This window comes from Massilia sp. METH4 (assembly GCF_037094685.1).
Classification (GTDB): Bacteria; Pseudomonadota; Gammaproteobacteria; order Burkholderiales; family Burkholderiaceae_D; genus Rugamonas.
In genome coordinates this window covers 2,263,362-2,282,849 of sequence record NZ_CP146614.1, presented here as the reverse complement: position 1 = coordinate 2,282,849, position 19,488 = coordinate 2,263,362, and the positions used below count along the sequence as shown (strand labels likewise).

The following is a 19,488-nucleotide window of genomic DNA, read 5'->3' as shown; positions in this document are numbered from 1 at the left end:
ATGAAGCGCGACCTCGAACAGTACAGTGCCTGGCGCCAGGGCGTGGCCGCGGCGCTGCGCGCCTACCGCGACGGCGCCCAGGCGGCCGAATTGCTGGACGGCGCCACGGCCCAGCGCATCGAACGCACGCTGGCGCGGCTGGCCAGCGACAAGCTGTCGGTTGCCTTCGTGGCCGAGTTCTCGCGCGGCAAATCCGAGCTGATCAACGCGATCTTCTTTGCCGACTACGGCCAGCGCATCCTGCCGTCGGCGGCGGGCCGTACGACCATGTGCCCCACCGAGCTGCTGTACGACCCGGCCCTGCCGCCGTCGATCCGGCTGCTGCCGATCGAAACGCGGGCCGCCAACCTGTCCACCAGCGACTACCGCGATGACCCGCGCGCCTGGACCGTGCTGCCTCTGAACGTGGACGTGGCAGCGGACATGCACGAGGCCTTCCGCCAGGTAAGCCAGACGCGCGCCGTGCCGGTGGAGGAGGCGCGCCGCTACGGGCTGTACGATCCGGCCGATCCGAACCTGGCCGCCACGGTGACCGACGAGGGCATGGTGGAAATCTCGCGCTGGCGCCATGCGATCATCAATTTCCCCCACCCGCTGCTGAAGCAGGGCCTCGTGATCCTGGATACGCCCGGCCTGAACGCGATCGGCACCGAGCCGGAGCTGACGCTGAACCTGATCCCGAGCGCGCAGGCGGTGCTGTTCATCCTGGCCGCGGACACCGGCGTCACGAAAAGCGATATCGAAGTCTGGCGCGAGCACATCGGCGCGGGCGCCGGGCGCATGGTGGTGCTGAACAAGATCGACGGCATGTGGGACCCGCTGCGCGCCGAAACCGAAGTGGACGACGAGATCGCCCGCCAGTGCGCGCATGCGGCGCAGCTGCTGGCCGTGGATGCGCGGCAGGTGTTTCCGGTGTCCGCCCACAAGGCGCTGGTGGCCAAGATCACCGGCGATGCGGCGCTGGCCGAACGCAGCCGCATCGCGCGCCTGGAACAGGCGCTGTTCGACGAGCTGATTCCCGCCAAGATGGATATCGTGCGGCGCCGCCTGGCCGAGGACCTCGGCGCCCTGAACGGCGCGCAGGGCGCCATGCTGGCGGCCAGGCAGCGCGGCATCGCCGAGCAGTTGCACGAGCTGAACAGCCTGCGCGGCAAGAACCAGAACGTGATCGCCCACATGGCCCGCCGCGTGGAAGCCGAGAAGAAGGAATTCGACGCCAGCCTGTTCCGCATGCAGGCGGCGCGTACCGCGTTCACCCGGCTGTCGACGGAGCTGTACGGCACGCTGGGCATGGACGTGCTGCGCGATCACGTGGTGACGGTGCGCGAATCGATGGCGCGCAGCCACTGGTCCGCCGGGCTGCGCGAAGCCGTGCGCGTGTTCTTCGACAGCGTGCAGGCGGAACTGGAGGAGTCGGACCGCAAGGCCGCCGAGATCCGCGCCATGATGGATGCCGTGTACCGCCAGTTCGCCGCCGAACACGGCGTGGCACTGGCCGCGCCGCCGCTTTTCACGCTGGCCAAGTACCGCGCCCAGATATCGGATATCGAAGCCATCTACCAGAAGCAGTTCGGCGCCACCGCGCTGCTGACCACCACCCGGACCGTGCTGATGGAGCGCTTCTTCGATACCATTGCCTCGCAGATCAAGCGCTGCTTCAAGGCGGCCAACGCGGAATGCGAGGGCTGGCTGAAGGTGATCATGGCGCCGCTGGAGGCGCAGATCCGCCAGCACCGCGAACAGCTGAAGGGGCGGCAGGCATCGATCCAGCGCATCCACGACGCGGCCGACACGCTGGAACACAAGATCGCCGCCTTCGAGCGCATGCAGGCGGAGCTCGAACGGCGCAAGGAAACCCTGGCCGCGCTGGCCGGCGCCATCGCCGCCGCGATCGATACGGACCCGGCCGCAACCGCATGACAGAAAGCGCATTGTGCAGTACGAAGACCCTACTTTTTCCGCCGCGCTGATCGCGTGGCAGCAGCAGCACGGCCGCCACACGCTGCCGTGGCAAAACACCCGCGATGCCTACCGCATCTGGCTTTCCGAAATCATGTTGCAGCAGACCCAGGTGGCGGCAGTGCTCGGCTATTACGCGCGCTTCCTGGAGCGTTTTCCCACGGTGCACGACCTGGCCGGGGCCCCCGTCGAGGACGTGATGGCGCAATGGAGCGGCCTCGGTTATTACACGCGGGCGCGCAATCTGCACAAGTGCGCACAGCACGTGGTCGCCGAATATGGCGGCGTGTTCCCCAGCGACCCGGCACTGCTGGCCGAGCTGCCCGGCATCGGGCGCTCGACGGCCGCGGCGATCGCCGCCTTTTCCGGCGGCGCGCGAGCCGCGATCATGGACGGCAACGTCAAGCGCGTGTTCGCCCGCGTGTTCGGCATCGACACGTATCCGGGCGAGCGCAGGACCGAGGAAGCGATGTGGCGCCGCGCCGAGGCCCTGCTGCCCGCCCAGGGCATCGAGTCGTACACGCAGGGCCTGATGGACATGGGGGCCACGCTGTGCACGCGCAGCAGCCCGGATTGCGCGCGCTGCCCCATGCAGGCGCGCTGCGTGGCTTACGCGACCGGCCGCACGAAGGAACTGCCGGTGCGCAAGCCGAAGAAGGCCACGCCGGAAAAGCACGCCACCATGCTGCTGGTGGCGCACGGCGGGCAAGTGCTGCTGGAGCAGCGCCCCGGCGCGGGCATCTGGGGCGGGTTGCTGTCGCTGCCGGAGGTGAACGGGCATGTGGCGATGGACGATGAAGACCATCCGCAGGTGGATGGCGATATGGTGGCGGCTGCCCTGCTGCCGTTCGGCGTGCCCGAATCGCAGGAACGCCTGAACAGGGTCACACACGTGTTCACGCATTACCGCCTGCAGATCGTTCCGGTACTCGTGACCCTGGCGCAGCGCGCGCCGCTGGCGGCGGACGGCCGCTACGTGTGGCTGGACAGGGAGAAGATCGCGGACGCGGCGCTGCCGGCGCCGGTGAAGAAACTGCTGGTGGAATTGCTGGGAGGAGACATGCCGGGAACAAGCGCGCAGGCAAGGCTGTTCTGACGGGGAGGATGTGCCGATGGTGCACCGCGACGGCGGCACCGGCGGAGTTGCGCGATATCACACGAGCTTGCGGAGCAAGGATGTTCCGACGTCGAAGATGCTGATGGTTTAAGGCGACGGCGCCACCGGCGGGGCTGCGCGACATTACATGAGCTTGCCGAGCATGGATGTCCCAACGGCGACGATGCGCTGATGGCGCGCGGCGGCGGCGCCACCGGCGGGGCCACGCGATATCACATGAGCTTGCCGATCGAGAACACCAGTGCGACGAGGGCGACCGACGTGCCGAAATACCAGCGGATCAAACGGTTCTCGATGAGCGACATGGTATTTTCGATGCGCGACAGGCGATCCTGCACGCGCGATTCCAGCTTGACGAGATCTTCCTTCGTGGCGTAGTTCGACCCGATTACCGCCACCTCGCGCTCGACCGCAGCGAAGCGGCGTTCGGTGCCGTTGGCGCTGCCGCAGTAAGAAGCGCTGGAACTTTCTTCCATGACAGTTTCCTCGTTCATGATCGTCTCCGTGTGCGTCTCTCAGCGTTGTCCATCCGGGCCGAAAGGTCAAGCGAATCGGCGCATGAGCCCGATCTCTGTCAGAGTTCCTCCAAGGAATACAGTTTCCGGTGCACATGGATCGCATACCGGTCCGTCATGCCGGCAATGTAGTCGGCAATGCGCCGCGCCTGCTTCGTCGCATCGCCCGAAGGCTCGCGGTAATCCGGCGGCAGCAGTTGCGGGTCGGCCGTGAACGCGTCGTACAGTTCGCGCACCATGCGGCTGGCCTTCAAGCGCATGCGGTTTACCTTGTAGTGGCGGTACAGGTTCTCGCGCAGGAAGCGCTTCAGTTCGGTGGCATCCTTGCGCATCGGGTCCGAAAAGCGGATCAGGGGAGGCGCGGCGCGCACGTCGTCGATGCTTTGCGGGTGCGCGTCGGCGATGCGTTCGAGCGAGGTGACGATCAGGTCGTCGGCCAGCGCCGTGATCAGGCGGCGCAAGGTTTCATAGATGGCGCGCCGGCCCGTCAGGCCCGGGTACTTGTCCTGCACCTCGCGCCACAGCCGGCCGAAGAAATCGACCTGCTCCAGTTGCGGGATCGTGATCAGGCCGGAGCGCAGGCCGTCGTCGATGTCGTGGCTGTTGTAGGCGATCTCGTCGGCGAGGTTCGTCAGCTGGGCTTCCAGCGAAGGCTGCGTCTTGTCGAGGAAGCGCTGCGCCACCTCGCCCAGCTGGCGGGCATTGGTGACGGAACAGTGCTTGAGGATGCCTTCGCGCGTCTCGAACATCAGGTTCAGGCCGTCGAAGGCGCCGTACTGCTCCTCCAGGTGGTCGACCACGCGCAGGCTTTGCAGGTTGTGCTCGAAGCCGCCGTGGTCCTTCATGCATTCGTTCAGCACGTCCTGCCCCACGTGGCCGAAGGGCGTGTGGCCCAGGTCGTGCGCCAGCGCGATCGCTTCCACCAGGTCTTCGTTCAGGCGCAGGTTGCGCGCCAGCGAGCGGCCCACCTGGGCCACTTCCAGGCTGTGCGTCAGGCGCGTGCGGAACAGGTCGCCCTCGTGGTTCAGGAACACCTGGGTCTTGTATTCGAGCCGGCGGAACGCGGTCGAGTGGATGATGCGGTCGCGGTCGCGCTGGAACTGGCTGCGCGACGCATGCGCCGTCTCGGCATAGCGGCGCCCGCGCCCCTTGTCCGAGTGTGCGGCATAGGGAGCAAGCGCTTCTTCCATGCTTACTCCACGCAAGCGGCCAGGGTGGCCAGCAGCGCCTCGTGCGGCGCCGTCGTCACGATGGCCGTGCCCAGCGGCTTGATCAGGATGAACTTGATGGCGCCGCCCTCGTTCTTCTTGTCGACTTCCATCAGTTCGAGCCAGCGCTCGGTGCCCAGGTCGGGCGCCTTGACCGGCAGGCCGGCGGCGGCGACCACGTTGCGGATGCGCTCCACGGTGGCGGTGTCGATGTAGCCGAGGCGCTGCGACAGGTCCGCCGCCATCACCATGCCGCAGCCGACCGCTTCGCCGTGCAGCCAGGCGCCGTAGCCCATGCCGGCCTCGATCGCGTGGCCGAACGTGTGGCCGAAGTTCAGGATGGCGCGCAGGCCGCCTTCGCGCTCGTCCTGGCGCACCACGTCGGCCTTGATCTCGCAGGAGCGGGCGATCGCGTAGGCCAGCGCGGCGCGGTCGCGCGCGACCAGCTTGCCGATGTTCGCTTCGGTCCAGTCGAAGAACGCTTCATCGATGATCGGGCCGTACTTGATCACCTCGGCCAGGCCGGCGGCCAGCTCGCGCTGCGGCAGCGTCTCCAGCGTGGAGGTATCGGCCAGCACCACCTTCGGCTGGTAGAAGGCGCCGATCATGTTCTTGCCCAGCGGATGGTTGATGCCGGTCTTGCCGCCCACCGAGGAGTCGACTTGCGACAGCAAGGTGGTGGGCACCTGGATGAAATCGACGCCGCGCATGTAGGATGCGGCGGCAAACCCCGTCAGGTCGCCGATCACGCCGCCGCCCAGCGCGATCAGCGTGGTCTTGCGGTCGCACTTGTTGGCCAGCAGCGCATCGAAGATCTGCATCAGGCTGGCCCAGTTCTTGTGTTCCTCGCCGTCTTCCAGCACCACGGAAATGACTTCCTTGCCGGCGGCCGCCAGCGGCGCCGACAGGCGCTCCAGGTACAGCGGCGCGACGGTGCTGTTGGTGACGATGGCCACCTTGCGACCGCCGACGTGGCGCGCCAGCATGCCGGCATCGTCGAGCACGGCCGGGCCGATCGAGATCGGGTAGCTGCGCTCGCCGAGGTCCACGTTCAGGAGGATATTGGTCTGTTCGTTCATGGTCGGTTGTGCCTGCGTCGTACAGTTCGGGGCGTCCTGGCAAGCCAGGGCGTCCAGCTGGTTGATGATGATCTGGACCATCGATTGTACGTTAGGTCGGCCGGTGTCGACGACGAGGCGCGCCATCTCCAGGTACAGCGGCTCGCGCTGGGCCAGCAATTCCTCGAGCTTCTTGCGCGGGTCGGCCGTCTGCAGCAGCGGCCGGTTCTTGTCGTGGCCGGTGCGGGCGAGAATGCTGCTGATGCCGGCGCGCAGGTAGATGACGGTGCCGCGTTCCTGGAGCAGCGCGCGCGATTCGGGATTGAGGATGGCGCCGCCGCCGGTGGCCAGCACGATGCCTTCCTGGCCGCACAGATCGCGGATCACCTCGGCCTCGCGGCGCCGGAAGCTGGCTTCGCCCTCGATCTCGAAGATCCATGGAATCGTGGCGCCCGTGCGCTCCTCGATCTCGTGGTCGGAATCGACGAAGCGCATGCCCAGCTTGCGGGCGAGCAGGCGGCCGATCGTCGTCTTGCCCGCCCCCATCAGTCCTACCAAAAATACATTTTGCATCGCGGATCAGATAAGTACATTTCGTACCATTGTAATCCGAGTGGCAAGACTCGCCGCCGCGCGGCTGGGAAACACCGGTGACAGGCACCGGTTTTCCCACCGGTGCTCAACGGCATCAGCGTGCGGAGACCCGGTCGGCGACGATCTTCGGGGTGATGAAGACCAGCAGTTCGGTCTTTTCGTTGGTGCGGCTGGTGCTCTTGAACAGGTGGCCGAGCACCGGCACGTCGCCCAGCAGCGGCACTTTCGAGACCGTGTTGCGTTCGGTTTGCTGGTAGATGCCGCCCAGCACCACGGTGCCGCCGTTTTCCACCATTACCTGCGTCTTCACGTGCTTGGTATCGATCGCGAAGCCGGCGCGGGTTTCGGCGCCCACGCTGTCCTTGTTGACGTCCACGTCGATGACCACGTTGCCGTCCGGCGTGATTTGCGGGGTCACTTCCAGGCGCAGGTTCGCCTTGCGGAACACGATGGACGTGGCGCCGCTGCTGGTCGCCACCTGGTATGGCAATTCTAGGCCCTGTTCGATGGTGGCCACCGACTTGTCGGCCGTGACCACGCGCGGGCTGGAAATGATCTTGCCCGTGCCGTCCGCCTCCAGCGCCGACAGTTCCAGGTTCAGGAAGCGGTTGGCGGCCGAGTTGAACAGGCTCACGGCCAGGCTGCCCGCCGCCACGCCGTTGATCGGCGCGGCCGGCAGGTTGATGAACTGGGTGTTGCCGAAGTCGTCCCCCGTGGAAGTCGATCCCACCTGCCCCGTCAGCCGGCCGGCACCGGTCATGTTGCCGGAAACGAGGGCATGGTTGCCGCCGGCCGTGCCCTTGAAGTCGGCGAAGCCCAGCTTGGCGCCCAGGTTGCGCGTGAAGCCGTCGTTCGCCTCGACGATGCGCGCCTCGATCAGCACCTGCTTGGTGGCGATATCGGTCTTGGCGATCAGCTTGCGCACTTCCTCCAGGCGCGACGGGATATCCGTCACGAACAGCTGGTTGGTGCGCGGCTCGATGACCGCGCTGCCGCGGCGCGACAGGATACGGTTCTTCGCGTCGGCCGCGCCATCCAGGCCGAACACCATCTTGAACGATTCGGCCTTCTGGTAATTGAGCTGGAAGATCTCGGACTTGAGCGGTTCCAGGTCGGCGATCTGGGCGCGCTGCTCCAGCTCCAGCTTCTCCTTGGTCAGCAATTCCTCCTTCGGCGCGATCCAGATCACGTTGCCGTTCTTGCGCATGTCCAGGCCCTTCGCTTGCAGGATCACGTCCAGTGCCTGGTCCCACGGCACTTCCTTCAGGTGCAGCGTGAGGCTGCCCGTCACGCTGTCGGACGAGACGACGTTCAGGCCGGAGATGTCGGCCACCGCCTGCAGCGCGGCGCGCACCTCGATGTTCTGGAAGTTGAACGACACCTTCTCGCCCCGGTAGCCCTGGGTGCCCTGCACCAGCTTGTTCGGATCTTCCTTGATCGGCCTGACTTCCACCACCAGCTGGGTGGCGCTCTGGTACACGTTGTGTTCCCAAAGGCCGGCCGCTTCCACCTGCAGCCGCACGTTCTCCCCCTGGGGCGCCGTGGTCACGCGGGTGACCGGCGTGCCGAAATCGGTCACGTCCAGCCGGCGCCGCAGCGTTTCCGGCAGGGCCGCCTTCAGGAAGTCGACGGTCACGCCCGTCAAGCCCTGCTTCACGTCGACCGCCACGCCGTTGTCCGGCAGGTCGACGACGATGCGGCCTTCGCCACCCGTGCCGCGACGGAAATCGACGGCGCGCAGCATCGGCCTGGCCGGTGCCTTGGCGACCGGCGCCGCGGCCGCCGCCTTCGCGGCCGCAGTCATCGGCATGCCGCGCGCATCGAGCGCCGTGGCGGCGCCGCCTGAACCCCCGATCGTCAGGATCACGTTCTTGCCATCGACGGCCGTGGCATAGTTGAGTGCGCGCTTCAGGTTGAAAACGAGCCGCGAGCGCTCGCCCGCCTGCACCGCGTTCACGCTGCGCAGGTCGCCCACTTCGAGCTCCTGCGCCGTCTTGCCGGTGGCATTGCCGGTATTGGCGAAATCGAGCGCGATACGCGGCGGGTTCGTGGTAGCGAAGCCCACGGGCACGGCGCTGGGTGCCTGCTCCAGCGCGATCTTCACGATCACGTTGGCGCCCTGCCGGCTGGCCGTCACGGATTCGATCGCATTGCCGGCCTGGGCCAGCGCGCTGGCGCAGGCGGTGGTCAGTGCCAGCGCCAGCGCGGCGCCCAGTCGGCGCACGGTATCCATCGCGATCATCGGGTGTTCTCCTTGCTTTCCTGCAATTCCAGCGTGGCGATGCGCTCGACCCATTCGCCGCTCGCATCCTGTACCGTTTCCTTCACGTTGACGGAAGCCTCCGTCACCGAGGTGACCAGGCCGTAGTTCTGGCCCAGGTGCTGCCCGGCCTGCACCTGGTACACGGCGCGGTCGATCTGCAGCAGAGCGAACACGGTGCGCCCCTTCTTCAGCATCCCCACCATGCGCATCGTATCGAGGGGGAAGCCCTCGAGGAATTCCTTGCGCCGGCTCGTGTCCGGCGCCTTGCCGCCGCCGGGGCGTGCGATGTCGCGCCCCGTCAGCAGCTTGTTCGGATTGAACGGGTCGGCCGCGCCGGCCGACGCATAGGCGAACGGCACGAACGTCTTCGGCTCGGGCAGAGGCTTGACGGAGACGCGCGTGGTGGCGTCCACTTCCTTCATCCACTGGCGCACTTCCTGTTCGTCGCGGTCGCCGCAGGCGGTCAATGCCATGGCGAGGAACGCGGCCAGCAGCGGCGCGGAAACGATCGGCGTCTTCATTTCTTCGCGCCCCTCTTCTTCTCGGCCGCCGCCTTCTTCTGCGCGGCCACCTCGTCCTGGTCGAGGTAACGGAAAGTCTTGGCCACCGCGTTCAGCGTCAGCGCGCCATCCTTGTTCGTCACCAGTTCCATATTGTTCAGTGTCACGATGCGCGGCAGGTTCGCCATGTCGCCGGCGAAGGCGCCCAGGTCGTGGTAGTTGCCGGTTACCTTGATGTCGATCGGCAGCTCGGCGTAGTAATCCTTGACCAGCACCTGGCCCGGCTTGAACAGCTCGAACTGCAGGCCGCGGCCCACCCCGGCCTGGTTGATGTCCGACAGTAGCGCCGCCATCTCCGCCTTGCTGGGCAGCTGCTTTTCCAGCAGCACCACGTAGCGGTCCACCTGGGCCTTCTGCGCCGTCAGCGCGTCGAGGTTGATCGCCTGCGCCGTCTTCAGGCGGTACTGGTCGCGCAACTGCTGCTCCTGCGCGGCCAGCGCCTCCTGCTCCTCGAACTGGCCGCTCCAGTAGCCGAAGTAACCCAGCACCAGCATGGCCAGTGCCACGCCGATGCCGCACAGGATGCGCGGCGCCAGCGGCCATTGGCCGGGGTGCAGGCCGTTCAGGCCGTGGAATTGCGCGCCGAGCGAGCCGGCCAGCTTCCGGATGTCGATGTCGGTCGCCATGTCACCCTGCCTTCGCGCCGGTCAGGCCGGCGGCGCTACGTTGATCCTTCTGGTCCTTTTCTTCTTCCCTGCCCTGGTCGCGCGGCCGCTTGATGCCGACCACCAGCGAGAATTCCACGACCTTGCGCAGGTTCTGCGCCTGGCCGATCGTGCCCGCCTTCACCTCGATCAGGTCGGGGCGCTCCAGCCACGGCGAGGCACCGGACAGGTTGCGCAGCAGTTCGGACACGCGTTCCTGCGATTGCGCATAGCCGTCGACGGCCACGCGCTGGCCATCCTGCCGGAAGCCCTTCAGGTAGACGCCCTCGGGCGTCTGCCGCACCAGTTCGTCGAGCAGGTAGACCGGCTGGTTGCGGTCGCCCTGCAGGTCTTCCACGGCCTGCCGGCGCGCCTTCAGCGCCTCGATTTCCTGCTTCAGCGTGGCGATGCGGGCGATCTTCACATCCAGTGCGGCGTTCGCCGCCTGCAGCACGGCGTTGCGCTGCTCCTGGACGGCGATGGCGCGCGCGTTGTACGCGCCCACCAGCAACACGATGGCCGCGCCGGTCAGGGCCGCCAGCACCATCAGCGCGGCGAACGCCTTCTTGCGCTGCCGGCGCTTTTCCTCGCGGTGTGGCAGCAGGTTGATGCGCACCATCAGTCGAACCTCCTCAGCGCGAGACCGCAGGCGACCAGGAAGGCCGGGCCGTCGGCACGCAACTGCTGTTCGCGCACGCCGGGCGCCACGGCCATGCCCTGGAACGGCGCGATCACGGCCGTCGCGATGCGGGTGCGGCCGCCGATCAGCTCCGGCAAGCCGGGCAGCATGGCGCAGCCGCCCGCCAGGTAGATCCGGTCGATCTTCGTGTACGGCGTGGACGTGAAGAAGAACTGCATGGCCCGCGTGACCTCGAGCGCCGCCGAGTCCAGGAATGGCTGCAGCACGTCGGCCCCATAGCCGGCCGGCATGTCGCCGGCGGACGCGGTGGCGGCGTGCGGGTTCCACGCTTTCTTTCTCGCCTCGGCTTCCTCGAATGCCAGCCCGTAGGCGCGCACGATGTCCTGCGTGAGCGAATTGCCGCCGAAGGGTTGCTCGCGCTCCCACACGGTCACGCCATCGGCCAGCACGGACACGTGCGTGGCCGAGGCGCCAACCTGGAACAGCGCGATCACCTGGCCGGCGCCGCCGGGCAGCGAGTCGGTCAGCCGGGCCACGGCCGCGCGCGCCGCATACGATTCGATATCCATCACCGCCGCCTTGAGGCCGGACGCCTCGGCCACGGCCACGCGGTCCTCGATCTTTTCCCGGCGCGCGGCCGCCAGCATTACCTCGATATCGTCCTCCGAGCCGGCCAGGGGACCGATCACGTCGAAATCCAGGCTCACGTCGTCCAGCGCGAATGGAATGTACTGGCTGGCCTCGGATTCGACTTGCACCTCGAGCTGCTCCTCGGAGAGGCCGGCGGGCAGCACGATCTTTTTCGTGATCACGGCCGCCGGCGGCAGGCCCAGCGCGGCATGCCGCGCCCGGGTGCCGCTCTTTTTCAGCACGCGGCGTACCGCGTCCACCACCTGGTCGAAGTTTTCGATGTTGCCGTCGACGACGGCGCCGCGCGGCAGCGGCTCGGCCGCGTAGCGCTCGACGCGCAGGCCGTCCTTGCCGCCGTGGGCCAGTTCGACCACGCGCACACCGGAGCTGCTGATATCGAGCCCGACGAGCGGCGGCGTGGCGCTGCCGATCAGGGTCTTCCAGTCTGGCATCATCGAAGCGTTTCCCCGCCCCGGGCCACGGTGGGGAACCGCTCCGGGATCGTTATCAAAAATAGAAAAAACCGTTTTAAAACCGTCACTTAGGTGAATAATTCCAGACGGCAATGTCGATGCTAGCAATAGCGCGGGCTAACTGTAAAGCCATTTCCGCAAAGCATGATCACTTTCATGTGAATAGGAAACCACACTCGGCTCGCGCGAGGTGGCCGGTCCGATAAGACACTTGCCGGCATGTCCATGCGGCATCGGGGAAGCGTGCCGACGCTACCGGCTCGCTTATAATGCAAGCACGAAATTTCAAAGGTTTACCCCGCATGACTCCTCCGAACAACGCTTCCGGCAAGGCGAAATCGAAGTCTCCCAAGAATCTGCTGCTGATGGCACTCGGCTCCCTGGTCGGGCTGGTGCTGGTCGCGGTACTGCTCGTCGTATTCGGGCTGGCGCTGGCTTATCCAAGCCTGCCGTCGCTCGATACGCTTACCGATTACCGGCCCAAGATGCCGCTGCGGATCTATTCGGCCGACAATGTGCTGATCGGCGAATTCGGCGAGGAACGCCGCAACCTGGTGCGCTTCAAGGACATTCCGGACGTGATGAAGAAAGCCGTGCTCGCGATCGAGGACGACCGCTTCTACGAGCACGGCGGCGTGGACTACTGGGGCATCCTGCGCGCGGCCGTGCACAACGCCACGGGCGGTGCGCGCCAGGGCGCTTCGACGATCACCCAGCAGGTGGCGCGCAACTTCTTCCTCTCTTCCGAGCAGACCTTGAAGCGCAAGGCTTACGAGGCGCTGCTGGCCTGGAAGATCGAGCAGAACCTCACGAAGGACCAGATCCTCGAGGTCTACATGAACCAGATCTACCTGGGCCAGCGTGCCTACGGCTTCGCCTCGGCCGCCCAGATCTATTTCGGCAAGGACCTGCGCAATATTTCGATCGCCGAGGCGGCGATGCTGGCGGGCCTGCCGAAGGCGCCGTCGGCCTATAACCCCGTCGTGAACCCGAAGCGCGCGCGCACGCGCCAGCAATACATCCTGCAGCGGATGGCGCAGCTGGGCTACATCACGCCGGCGCAATTCGAAGAGGCGAAAAACGAGCAGCTGAAGGTGAAGACCGACAGCAGCGAGTTCGGCGTGCATGCCGAATACGTGGCCGAGATGGCGCGCCAGCTGGTCTACGAGCAGTTCAAGGAAGACACTTACACGCGCGGCCTGAACGTGTTCACCACGATCACCAAGGCCGACCAGGATGCCGCCTATCTCGCGCTGCGCCGCGGCGTGATGGACTACGAGCGCCGCCACCCCTACCGCGGTCCGGAAGCCTACGTGGACCTGCCGAAGAACCGCGCCGAGGCGGACGAAGTGATCGAGACCGAGCTGGCCGAGCACCCGGACAGCGACGATATCGTGGCCGCCATGGTGTTGTCGGCATCGCCGACGAAGGTGGTGGCGGTGACCGCCTCCGGCGAGGAGATCACGATCACCGGCGCAGGGCTGGCGATGGGCAAGGCCTGGCTGTCGGAAAAGGCCGCGCCGAACAAGCGCATCCGCCGCGGCGCCGTGATCCGCGTGATGCAGGAAGAGAAGGATTGGCAGATCACCCAGATGCCGGAAATCGAATCGGCCTTCATCGCCGCCAGCACGGAAGACGGTGCGATCAAGGCAATGGTGGGCGGCTTCGACTATAACCGCAACAAGTTCAACCACGTGACGCAGGCCTGGCGCCAGCCGGGTTCCTCGTTCAAGCCGTTCATCTACTCGGCCTCGCTGGAGCGCGGCCTGAGCCCCGCGACGATCATCAACGACGCGCCGATCTCGTTCGACGCCGGCCAGACGGGCGGCCAGGCGTGGGAGCCGAAGAACTACGACGGCCGCTACGAAGGCCCGATGACGATGCGCCGCGGCCTGACGAAGTCGAAGAACATGGTGTCGATTCGCATCCTGCACAAGATCGGCGCGAAATATGGCCAGGAATTCACCACGCGCTTCGGCTTCGAGGCGGACAAGAACCCGCCCTACCTGACGCTGGCGCTGGGCGCCGGCGCCGTGACGCCGCTGCAGATGGCCGGCGCCTACGCCGTGTTCGCGAATGGCGGCTACAAGGTCACGCCTTACCTGATATCGAAGGTCACCGACGCGAACGGCCGCATCCTGTCGCAGGCGGCGCCGGACCGCGCCGGCGTGGAGGGCAACCGCGTGATCGACGAGCGCAACGCCTTCCTGATGGATTCCATGCTGCGCGACGTGGCCCGCTACGGCACCGCGGCCAAGGCCCAGCAGATGCTGAAGCGCCCGGACCTGGCTGGCAAGACGGGTACCACGAACGACTCGATCGATGCCTGGTTCGCCGGCTACCAGTCGAAGCTGGTGGGCATCGCCTGGATCGGCTACGACCAGCCGAAGAACCTGGGCAACCGGGAAACCGGCGGCGGCCTGGCGCTGCCGATCTGGATCGGCTACATGCAGAAGGCGCTGAAGACGATCCCTGTCGAGGAGCGGCCGGTACCGGAGGGCATCGTGATGGCAAATGGCGATTATTACTATGCGGAGAACCCGCCCGGCGTGGGCGTGGAAAGCCTGGAAGGCCAGGCGCGCGGCACGCCGGAAGAAGAAAAGGCGCGCGACGCCGTCAAGAACGAGCTGTTCTAAACAGTACCGCAGCACCGGGGACGCCGTCCCGGCCGGGAGAAACATCTCCCGGGCCGGGCCGGCGTCCCTGATTTTATGAGCACTCCCATGTCTGGATTAAAAAACGCGCAGCTGCGCACCGATGTCCTGTCCGGCATCACCGTTTCCCTCGCGCTCGTGCCGGAGGCGATCGCGTTCGCGCTGCTGGCCCACGTCAGCCCGCTGACGGGCCTGTATGCCGCGTTCATCGTCTGCCTCGTCACCTCGGCCCTGGGCGGCCGGCCCGGCATGATCTGCGGCGCGGCAGGCGCGCTGGCGGTGGTGATGACGAGCCTCGTCGTCACGCACGGGCCCGAATACCTGTTTGCCGCAGTAGTGCTGATGGGCGTGTTCCAGCTGCTGTTCGCCGCCCTTCGGCTGGGCAAGTTCATCCGCATGGTGCCGCACCCGGTGATGCTCGGCTTCGTCAACGGCCTGGCGATCGTCGTCTTCATCGCCCAGTTCGGCCACTTCAAGATGAACGGGCAATGGCTGCACGGCGAGGCGCTGTGGACGATGCTGGCGCTCGTCGTCCTGACGATGGCGGTCATCTACCTGCTGCCGCGGCTGACGAAGGCGGTGCCGGCGTCGCTGGCGGCGATCCTGATCGTCTCGGGTCTGGTGGCGGCCCTCGGCATCGACACGAAGACGGTCGGCGACATGGGTTCGATCGCCGGCGGCCTGCCCGCGTTCCACGTACCGGAGGTGCCGCTGACGCTGGAAACGCTGCGCATCGTGCTGCCGTATTCGCTGATCCTGGCCGCCATCGGCCTGATCGAAACGCTGCTGACCTTGAACCTGATCGACGCCATCACCGACACGCGCGGCAGGCCGAACCGCGAAAGCCTGGCGCAGGGACTGGCCAATGTCATCAGCGGCCTGTTCGCTTCGATGGGAGGCTGCGCGCTGGTGGGCCAGAGCATGATCAACATCAACAACGGCGCAAGGCACCGCATTTCCGGCATCACGGCGGCCGTGTTCCTGCTGGGCTTCATCGTGCTGCTGTCGCGCTGGATCGAAATGATTCCGCTGGCCGCGCTGGTGGGGCTGATGTTCGTCGTGTGCGAAAAGACCTTCGCCTGGGGGAGCCTGCAAGCTTTGAGGAAAATCCCGCGGCAGGATGCCGTGATCGTGGTGGGCGTCACCGCGATCACCGTGCTGACGGACCTCGCCGTCGCCGTGCTGGCAGGCGTGGTGTTTGCCGCCCTCGTCTTCGCTTGGCAGCACGCCAAGGAAATCCGCGCCGAGGTGTCGATGGACGCGCGCGGCGGGAAGGTCTATACGCTGAAGGGCTCGCTGTTCTTCGCCTCCGTGGCGAATTTCACCGCGCTGTTCGACCCGAAGAACGATCCGGAACACGTGGTGATCGAATTCCGCGATGCCCGGGTCGTGGACCACTCGGCCGTGGAAGCCATCGACGCCCTCGCCGCGCGCTACCAGCAGGTGGGCAAGACGCTGCACCTGCGGCATTTATCGCCGGATTGCCTGGAAATCCTCACCAATGCCAAGGGCATGGTCGAGGTGGACGCCTTCGAGGACCCGCACTACCGCATCGCCGATGATCGGCTGGCGTGACCGATGAAAGACCGGAGCCTGTCACCGGTTTTTGTGCATCAGGGGTTCTCGCTGACAATTACCGGCGAGCCGCCCGACTGTTCGGTGGCGATCTGCGACAGGGCGTCGAACAGCTCGGTGCCGTCGCGGGTGTCGACCCAGCGGTCGCCGACGCGGCGGTAGTGGAAGCCGCCGGAGCGCGCGGCGACCCATAGTTCCTGCATCGCGGCCTGGCTGTTGACGATGACCTTGGAACCGTTGTGCAGGAATTCGATCTCCAGCACGTTGCCGCTGCGGCTGCATTCGACGTCGAGCCGGTTGTCGTCGTTCAGGCGGTCCAGCGCGGCTTCGATCGCGTTCAGCGTGCTGTCGGCCAGGTCCAGGAATTCGGTTTCGGTCATGCTACACTCCAAGGTTTCGGTAATAACGAGATTCTAATCGTGAAGTCCACTCCAGCGCGTGTCCTTGTTTCCATGCTGATTGCCGTGCTGCTGTCCGCGTGCGGCCAGACCGGTGCCCTGTACATGCCCGAGCGCCCGGTCAAGAAGGACACGACCGCCGGCAAGCCCGGCGTGGCGCCGCCTTCCGCCCCGGTTCCTTCGACTCCTCCCGCATCACAACAGTAAACCAATGTCCCATTTCGACTATCAGAACGGCGTGCTGCATGCCGAGGGCGTCGCGCTGCCCGCCATCGCCGAACAGTTCGGCACCCCGACCTACGTCTACTCCAAGGCCCAGCTGCTGGAAAACTTCGATGCGTATGCGAACGCGTGCGCCGGGCGCGACGCGCTCGTGTGCTATGCGATGAAGGCCAACTCGAACCTGGCGATCCTCGACCTGCTGGCCCGCCGCGGGGCCGGCTTCGACATCGTGTCCGGCGGGGAACTGCTGCGCGTGATCGCCGCTGGCGGCGATCCGCGCAAGGTGATCTTCTCGGGCGTGGGCAAGAGCGTGGAAGAGATGCGCCTGGCGCTCGGGCACGACATCCTGTGCTTCAACGTCGAATCGATCCCCGAACTGCACCGCCTGAACGAGGTGGCGGGGGCGATGGGCAAGAAGGCGCGCGTTTCGCTGCGCGTGAATCCGAACGTCGATCCGAAGACCCACCCGTACATCGCCACCGGCCTGAAGGCCAGCAAGTTCGGCGTGGCCTTCGACGACGCGCTGGCCACCTACCGCACCGCCGCCCAGCTGCCGAACCTGGAACCGGTGGGCATCGATTGCCATATCGGCTCGCAGCTGCTGGACGATACCCCGCTGCTGGAAGCGCTGGACCGCCTGATCGAATTGATCGACATGCTGGCGGCCGAGGGCATCCACCTGCACCACCTCGATATCGGCGGCGGCCTGGGCATCGACTATGGCGTGGCCGGTGAAGACCAGCCCGCCCCGGCCGGCGACTACGTGAACCGCGTGTTCCAGCGCGTGCAGGCATGGCGCGCCGAGAAGCACGGCGGCAAGACGATCAAGGTGATCTTCGAGCCGGGCCGTTCGATCGTCGGCAACACGGGCGTGCTGCTGACCAAGGTGGAGTTCATCAAGCACGGCGAGGAAAAGAACTTCTGTATCGTCGACGCGGCGATGAACGACATGGCCCGCCCCGCCCTGTACCAGGCGTGGATGGACATGCAGCCGGTGGTGAAACGCGAAGCACAGGAAAACGCCGCCGGCGCCGTGTTCGACGTGGTCGGCCCGATCTGCGAATCCGGCGACTGGCTGGCGCGCGAGCGCGAGCTGCCGGTCGAAGCCGGCGACCTGCTGGTGATGAAGACGGCCGGCGCCTACGGCATGACGATGGCTTCCAACTACAACACCCGCGGCCGCGCCGCCGAGGTGATCGTCGATGGCGGCCAGGTGCACCTGGTACGCCGGCGCGAGAAGGCGGAGGAGTTGTTTGCGCTGGAGAGCGTGATCCGCTGATTTGGTCGGGGAAAACCGGTGTCGTACACCTTCCCCGGATGAGGCCCCGGGAAAGGTGTACGACACCAAGACCTCAGGCGCTGGCGCGAGCCGGCGCTTTGCTTTTCTGCCGCGCCCACCACACCCGCATCAGCAGCAGCACGGCCACGATGGCCGTGAACAGCATCGGCTGCGCCAGGTCGTTCTTGCCGGCCTTCATCCACCAGTAGTGCAGCACGCCCAGCGGCACGATCGCGTAGATCAGCCGGTGCAGCCACAGCCAGTTCTTGCCGCCCAGCCGCTTCACCATCGCGTTGGTGCTCGTCGCCGCCAGCGGAACCAGCAGCACGAAGGCGATGAAGCCGACCAGGATGAACGGGCGCTTCGCCACGTCCTTCAGCATGGCGGCCACGTCGAAGAAATGGTCGAACCACAGGAAGGTGGTGAAGTGCAGCAGCCCGTAGAAGAAGGCGTACAAGCCCAGCATGCGCCGCAGCTTCAGCAGCCAGTTCCACGACGACAGCCGGCGCAGCGGCGTGACGGCCAGGGTGATGCACAGAAAGTACAAGGTCCAGTCGCCCGTCGAGTGCGTGATGTATTGCAGCGGCTCGACCAGCGCGTCGGTGAACACGAGGTACACGAGACGGGCGAGCGGCACCAGCGCCAGCACGTGCACCAGCGCCTTGATCGCCGTGACCTGCCGGGCGGAAGGGTGGCTCAGTACCATTTTTTCAAGTCCATGCCGGTGTACAGCGACGCCACGTCGCTGTACCCGTTGAACATCAGCGTCTTGCGCTTGCGGGACAGGAAGGAATCCTCGCCGATGCGCCGCTCGGAAGCCTGCGACCAGCGCGGGTGGTCCACGTCGGGATTCACGTTCGAATAGAAGCCGTACTCGGAGGGCGCGGACCTGTTCCATGCGGTGCGCGGCATGTCGCGCGTGAAGCGGATCTTCACGATCGACTTGGCCGACTTGAAGCCGTACTTCCACGGCACCACGATGCGCACCGGCGCGCCGTTCTGGTTCGGCAGCACGTCGCCATACATGCCCAGCGTGAGCAGCGTGAGCGGGTGGTTCGCCTCGTCGAGGCGCAAGCCCTCCACATAGGGCCAGTCCAGCACCCGGCTGCGCACGCCGGGCATCTGCTGCCGGTCGGCCAGCGTGGTGAACTCCACGAACTTGGCGTTGCCCGTCGGCTCCACGCGCTTGATGATTTCCGAGAACGAATAACCGACCCATGGGATCACCATCGACCATCCTTCCACGCAGCGCAGCCGGTACACGCGCTCTTCCAGCGGCGCCAGCTTCAGCAGGGAGTCGATGTCGAGCGTCATCGGCTTTTTCACCTCGCCCTCGATCGCCACCGTCCACGGCCGGGTGCGCAGGGTATGGGCATTCTCGGCCGGGTCGCTCTTGTCGGTGCCGAATTCGTAGAAATTGTTGTAGCTGATCGCGTCCTTGCGGGGTGTCTGCTTGTCCAGCGCCGACCAGGCGGGATTGAGCTTCGCGGCCAGCTTCTGGCCCGCGCCCTGCGCGAAGGCCTCGCGCGACAGCATCTCCATCAGCGCGCCGCTGGCGATCGTGCCGGCGGCCACCTGCCGGATGAAGCTGCGCCGCGCTTCGAACACGTGGCGCGGCGTGATTTCGAAGGAAAACGGCAGATCGATGCCGTTGGGGGAACGCTTGATCAACATGACGGCTCCGGGTGGGTAACGTGAT

17 protein-coding genes are annotated in these 19,488 nt (G+C 66.2%); 6 read left to right on the top strand and 11 right to left on the bottom strand.

Annotated elements, in window-relative coordinates; translation table 11 throughout:
- Together V6Z91_RS10245 and mutY are read left to right on the top strand one after the other, a co-directional pair.
- Positions 1-1,920, top strand: coding sequence for a dynamin family protein (locus tag V6Z91_RS10245; protein ID WP_338769999.1), 1,920 nt, complete (start codon positions 1-3; stop codon positions 1,918-1,920).
- A gap of 13 nt (positions 1,921-1,933) precedes the next feature.
- Complete coding sequence (gene mutY, locus V6Z91_RS10240) at positions 1,934-3,055, top strand: A/G-specific adenine glycosylase (protein ID WP_338769996.1); 1,122 nt, start codon at positions 1,934-1,936, stop codon at positions 3,053-3,055.
- 233 nt (positions 3,056-3,288) lie between these two features.
- Here the strand turns inward: mutY and V6Z91_RS10235 are convergent, their stop codons facing one another.
- The 8 genes from V6Z91_RS10235 to V6Z91_RS10200 all read right to left on the bottom strand — a co-directional run bounded on the left by V6Z91_RS10235 (position 3,289) and on the right by V6Z91_RS10200 (position 11,640).
- Positions 3,289-3,570: a hypothetical protein gene (locus V6Z91_RS10235; protein WP_338769993.1), complete on the bottom strand. Its 282-nt coding sequence runs from the start codon at positions 3,568-3,570 to the stop codon at positions 3,289-3,291.
- 80 nt (positions 3,571-3,650) lie between these two features.
- Positions 3,651-4,781 carry a deoxyguanosinetriphosphate triphosphohydrolase gene (locus V6Z91_RS10230; RefSeq protein WP_338769990.1) on the bottom strand — a complete coding sequence of 377 codons (1,131 nt, stop codon included), beginning with the start codon at positions 4,779-4,781 and terminating at the stop codon, positions 3,651-3,653.
- A gap of 2 nt (positions 4,782-4,783) precedes the next feature.
- Positions 4,784-6,403 carry a bifunctional shikimate kinase/3-dehydroquinate synthase AroKB gene (gene aroKB, locus V6Z91_RS10225; protein WP_338771792.1) on the bottom strand — a complete coding sequence of 540 codons (1,620 nt, stop codon included), beginning with the start codon at positions 6,401-6,403 and terminating at the stop codon, positions 4,784-4,786.
- Between the two features lie 142 nt (positions 6,404-6,545).
- Positions 6,546-8,684, bottom strand: coding sequence for a type IV pilus secretin PilQ (gene pilQ, locus V6Z91_RS10220; RefSeq protein ID WP_338771790.1), 2,139 nt, complete (start codon positions 8,682-8,684; stop codon positions 6,546-6,548).
- A gap of 5 nt (positions 8,685-8,689) precedes the next feature.
- Positions 8,690-9,235, bottom strand: a complete 546-nt coding sequence (locus V6Z91_RS10215; protein WP_338769987.1) for a pilus assembly protein PilP — start codon at positions 9,233-9,235, stop codon at positions 8,690-8,692.
- The gene (gene pilO / locus V6Z91_RS10210) at positions 9,232-9,900 is read right to left on the bottom strand and encodes a type 4a pilus biogenesis protein PilO (protein WP_338769985.1); all 669 of its coding nucleotides are present in this window, start codon (positions 9,898-9,900) and stop codon (positions 9,232-9,234) included. The genes V6Z91_RS10215 and pilO overlap by 4 nt, the downstream gene beginning before the upstream one ends.
- A 1-nt stretch (position 9,901) precedes the next feature.
- A complete protein-coding gene (locus V6Z91_RS10205; RefSeq protein WP_338769983.1) occupies positions 9,902-10,537 on the bottom strand; it encodes a PilN domain-containing protein in 636 nt (211 codons plus the stop codon).
- On the bottom strand, positions 10,537-11,640 hold the full coding sequence (locus tag V6Z91_RS10200; RefSeq protein WP_338771788.1) for a pilus assembly protein PilM: 1,104 nt from the start codon (positions 11,638-11,640) through the stop codon (positions 10,537-10,539). Before V6Z91_RS10200 ends, V6Z91_RS10205 begins: the two co-directional genes overlap by 1 nt.
- A 323-nt stretch (positions 11,641-11,963) precedes the next feature.
- Between V6Z91_RS10200 and V6Z91_RS10195 the strand changes: the two genes are divergently transcribed.
- Together V6Z91_RS10195 and V6Z91_RS10190 are read left to right on the top strand one after the other, a co-directional pair.
- Positions 11,964-14,297, top strand: coding sequence for a penicillin-binding protein 1A (locus tag V6Z91_RS10195; RefSeq protein ID WP_338769980.1), 2,334 nt, complete (start codon positions 11,964-11,966; stop codon positions 14,295-14,297).
- Positions 14,298-14,384: 87 nt separating this feature from the next.
- Positions 14,385-15,890 (top strand): SulP family inorganic anion transporter, encoded by a 1,506-nt coding sequence (locus tag V6Z91_RS10190; protein ID WP_338769978.1) that lies wholly within the window; start codon positions 14,385-14,387, stop codon positions 15,888-15,890.
- A 38-nt stretch (positions 15,891-15,928) separates the two neighbouring features.
- On the opposite strand, the gene cyaY is transcribed toward V6Z91_RS10190, so the two are convergent.
- A complete protein-coding gene (gene cyaY, locus V6Z91_RS10185) occupies positions 15,929-16,270 on the bottom strand; it encodes an iron donor protein CyaY (protein WP_338769975.1) in 342 nt (113 codons plus the stop codon).
- A 39-nt stretch (positions 16,271-16,309) separates the two neighbouring features.
- Here cyaY and V6Z91_RS10180 point away from each other — a divergent pair, with 39 nt between their 5' ends.
- Both V6Z91_RS10180 and lysA read left to right on the top strand, forming a co-directional pair.
- Positions 16,310-16,495, top strand: coding sequence for a lipoprotein (locus V6Z91_RS10180; protein ID WP_338769973.1), 186 nt, complete (start codon positions 16,310-16,312; stop codon positions 16,493-16,495).
- A gap of 4 nt (positions 16,496-16,499) precedes the next feature.
- Complete coding sequence (gene lysA, locus V6Z91_RS10175) at positions 16,500-17,789, top strand: diaminopimelate decarboxylase (RefSeq protein WP_338769970.1); 1,290 nt, start codon at positions 16,500-16,502, stop codon at positions 17,787-17,789.
- Between the two features lie 73 nt (positions 17,790-17,862).
- Here lysA and V6Z91_RS10170 read toward each other — a convergent pair whose 3' ends face one another.
- A complete protein-coding gene (locus tag V6Z91_RS10170) occupies positions 17,863-18,495 on the bottom strand; it encodes a protein-methionine-sulfoxide reductase heme-binding subunit MsrQ (RefSeq protein ID WP_338769967.1) in 633 nt (210 codons plus the stop codon).
- The gene (gene msrP, locus V6Z91_RS10165; protein ID WP_338769964.1) at positions 18,486-19,463 is read right to left on the bottom strand and encodes a protein-methionine-sulfoxide reductase catalytic subunit MsrP; all 978 of its coding nucleotides are present in this window, start codon (positions 19,461-19,463) and stop codon (positions 18,486-18,488) included. The genes V6Z91_RS10170 and msrP overlap by 10 nt, the downstream gene beginning before the upstream one ends.
- Between the last annotated feature and the right edge of the window lie 25 nt (positions 19,464-19,488).

What these genes read in the sequence shown, in the direction of transcription:
- V6Z91_RS10245 (WP_338769999.1), top strand. Translation starts at nt 1, where the DNA reads ATGAAGCGCGACCTCGAACAGTACAGTGCCTGGCGCCAGGGCGTGGCC.
- V6Z91_RS10235 (WP_338769993.1), bottom strand. Translation starts at nt 3,570, where the DNA reads ATGAACGAGGAAACTGTCATGGAAGAAAGTTCCAGCGCTTCTTACTGC.
- V6Z91_RS10230 (WP_338769990.1), bottom strand. Translation starts at nt 4,781, where the DNA reads ATGGAAGAAGCGCTTGCTCCCTATGCCGCACACTCGGACAAGGGGCGC.
- aroKB (WP_338771792.1), bottom strand. Translation starts at nt 6,403, where the DNA reads ATGGGGGCGGGCAAGACGACGATCGGCCGCCTGCTCGCCCGCAAGCTG.
- pilQ (WP_338771790.1), bottom strand. Translation starts at nt 8,684, where the DNA reads ATGGATACCGTGCGCCGACTGGGCGCCGCGCTGGCGCTGGCACTGACC.
- V6Z91_RS10215 (WP_338769987.1), bottom strand. Translation starts at nt 9,235, where the DNA reads ATGAAGACGCCGATCGTTTCCGCGCCGCTGCTGGCCGCGTTCCTCGCC.
- pilO (WP_338769985.1), bottom strand. Translation starts at nt 9,900, where the DNA reads ATGGCGACCGACATCGACATCCGGAAGCTGGCCGGCTCGCTCGGCGCG.
- V6Z91_RS10205 (WP_338769983.1), bottom strand. Translation starts at nt 10,537, where the DNA reads ATGGTGCGCATCAACCTGCTGCCACACCGCGAGGAAAAGCGCCGGCAG.
- V6Z91_RS10200 (WP_338771788.1), bottom strand. Translation starts at nt 11,640, where the DNA reads ATGCCAGACTGGAAGACCCTGATCGGCAGCGCCACGCCGCCGCTCGTC.
- V6Z91_RS10195 (WP_338769980.1), top strand. Translation starts at nt 11,964, where the DNA reads ATGACTCCTCCGAACAACGCTTCCGGCAAGGCGAAATCGAAGTCTCCC.
- V6Z91_RS10190 (WP_338769978.1), top strand. Translation starts at nt 14,385, where the DNA reads ATGTCTGGATTAAAAAACGCGCAGCTGCGCACCGATGTCCTGTCCGGC.
- cyaY (WP_338769975.1), bottom strand. Translation starts at nt 16,270, where the DNA reads ATGACCGAAACCGAATTCCTGGACCTGGCCGACAGCACGCTGAACGCG.
- lysA (WP_338769970.1), top strand. Translation starts at nt 16,500, where the DNA reads ATGTCCCATTTCGACTATCAGAACGGCGTGCTGCATGCCGAGGGCGTC.
- V6Z91_RS10170 (WP_338769967.1), bottom strand. Translation starts at nt 18,495, where the DNA reads ATGGTACTGAGCCACCCTTCCGCCCGGCAGGTCACGGCGATCAAGGCG.
- msrP (WP_338769964.1), bottom strand. Translation starts at nt 19,463, where the DNA reads ATGTTGATCAAGCGTTCCCCCAACGGCATCGATCTGCCGTTTTCCTTC.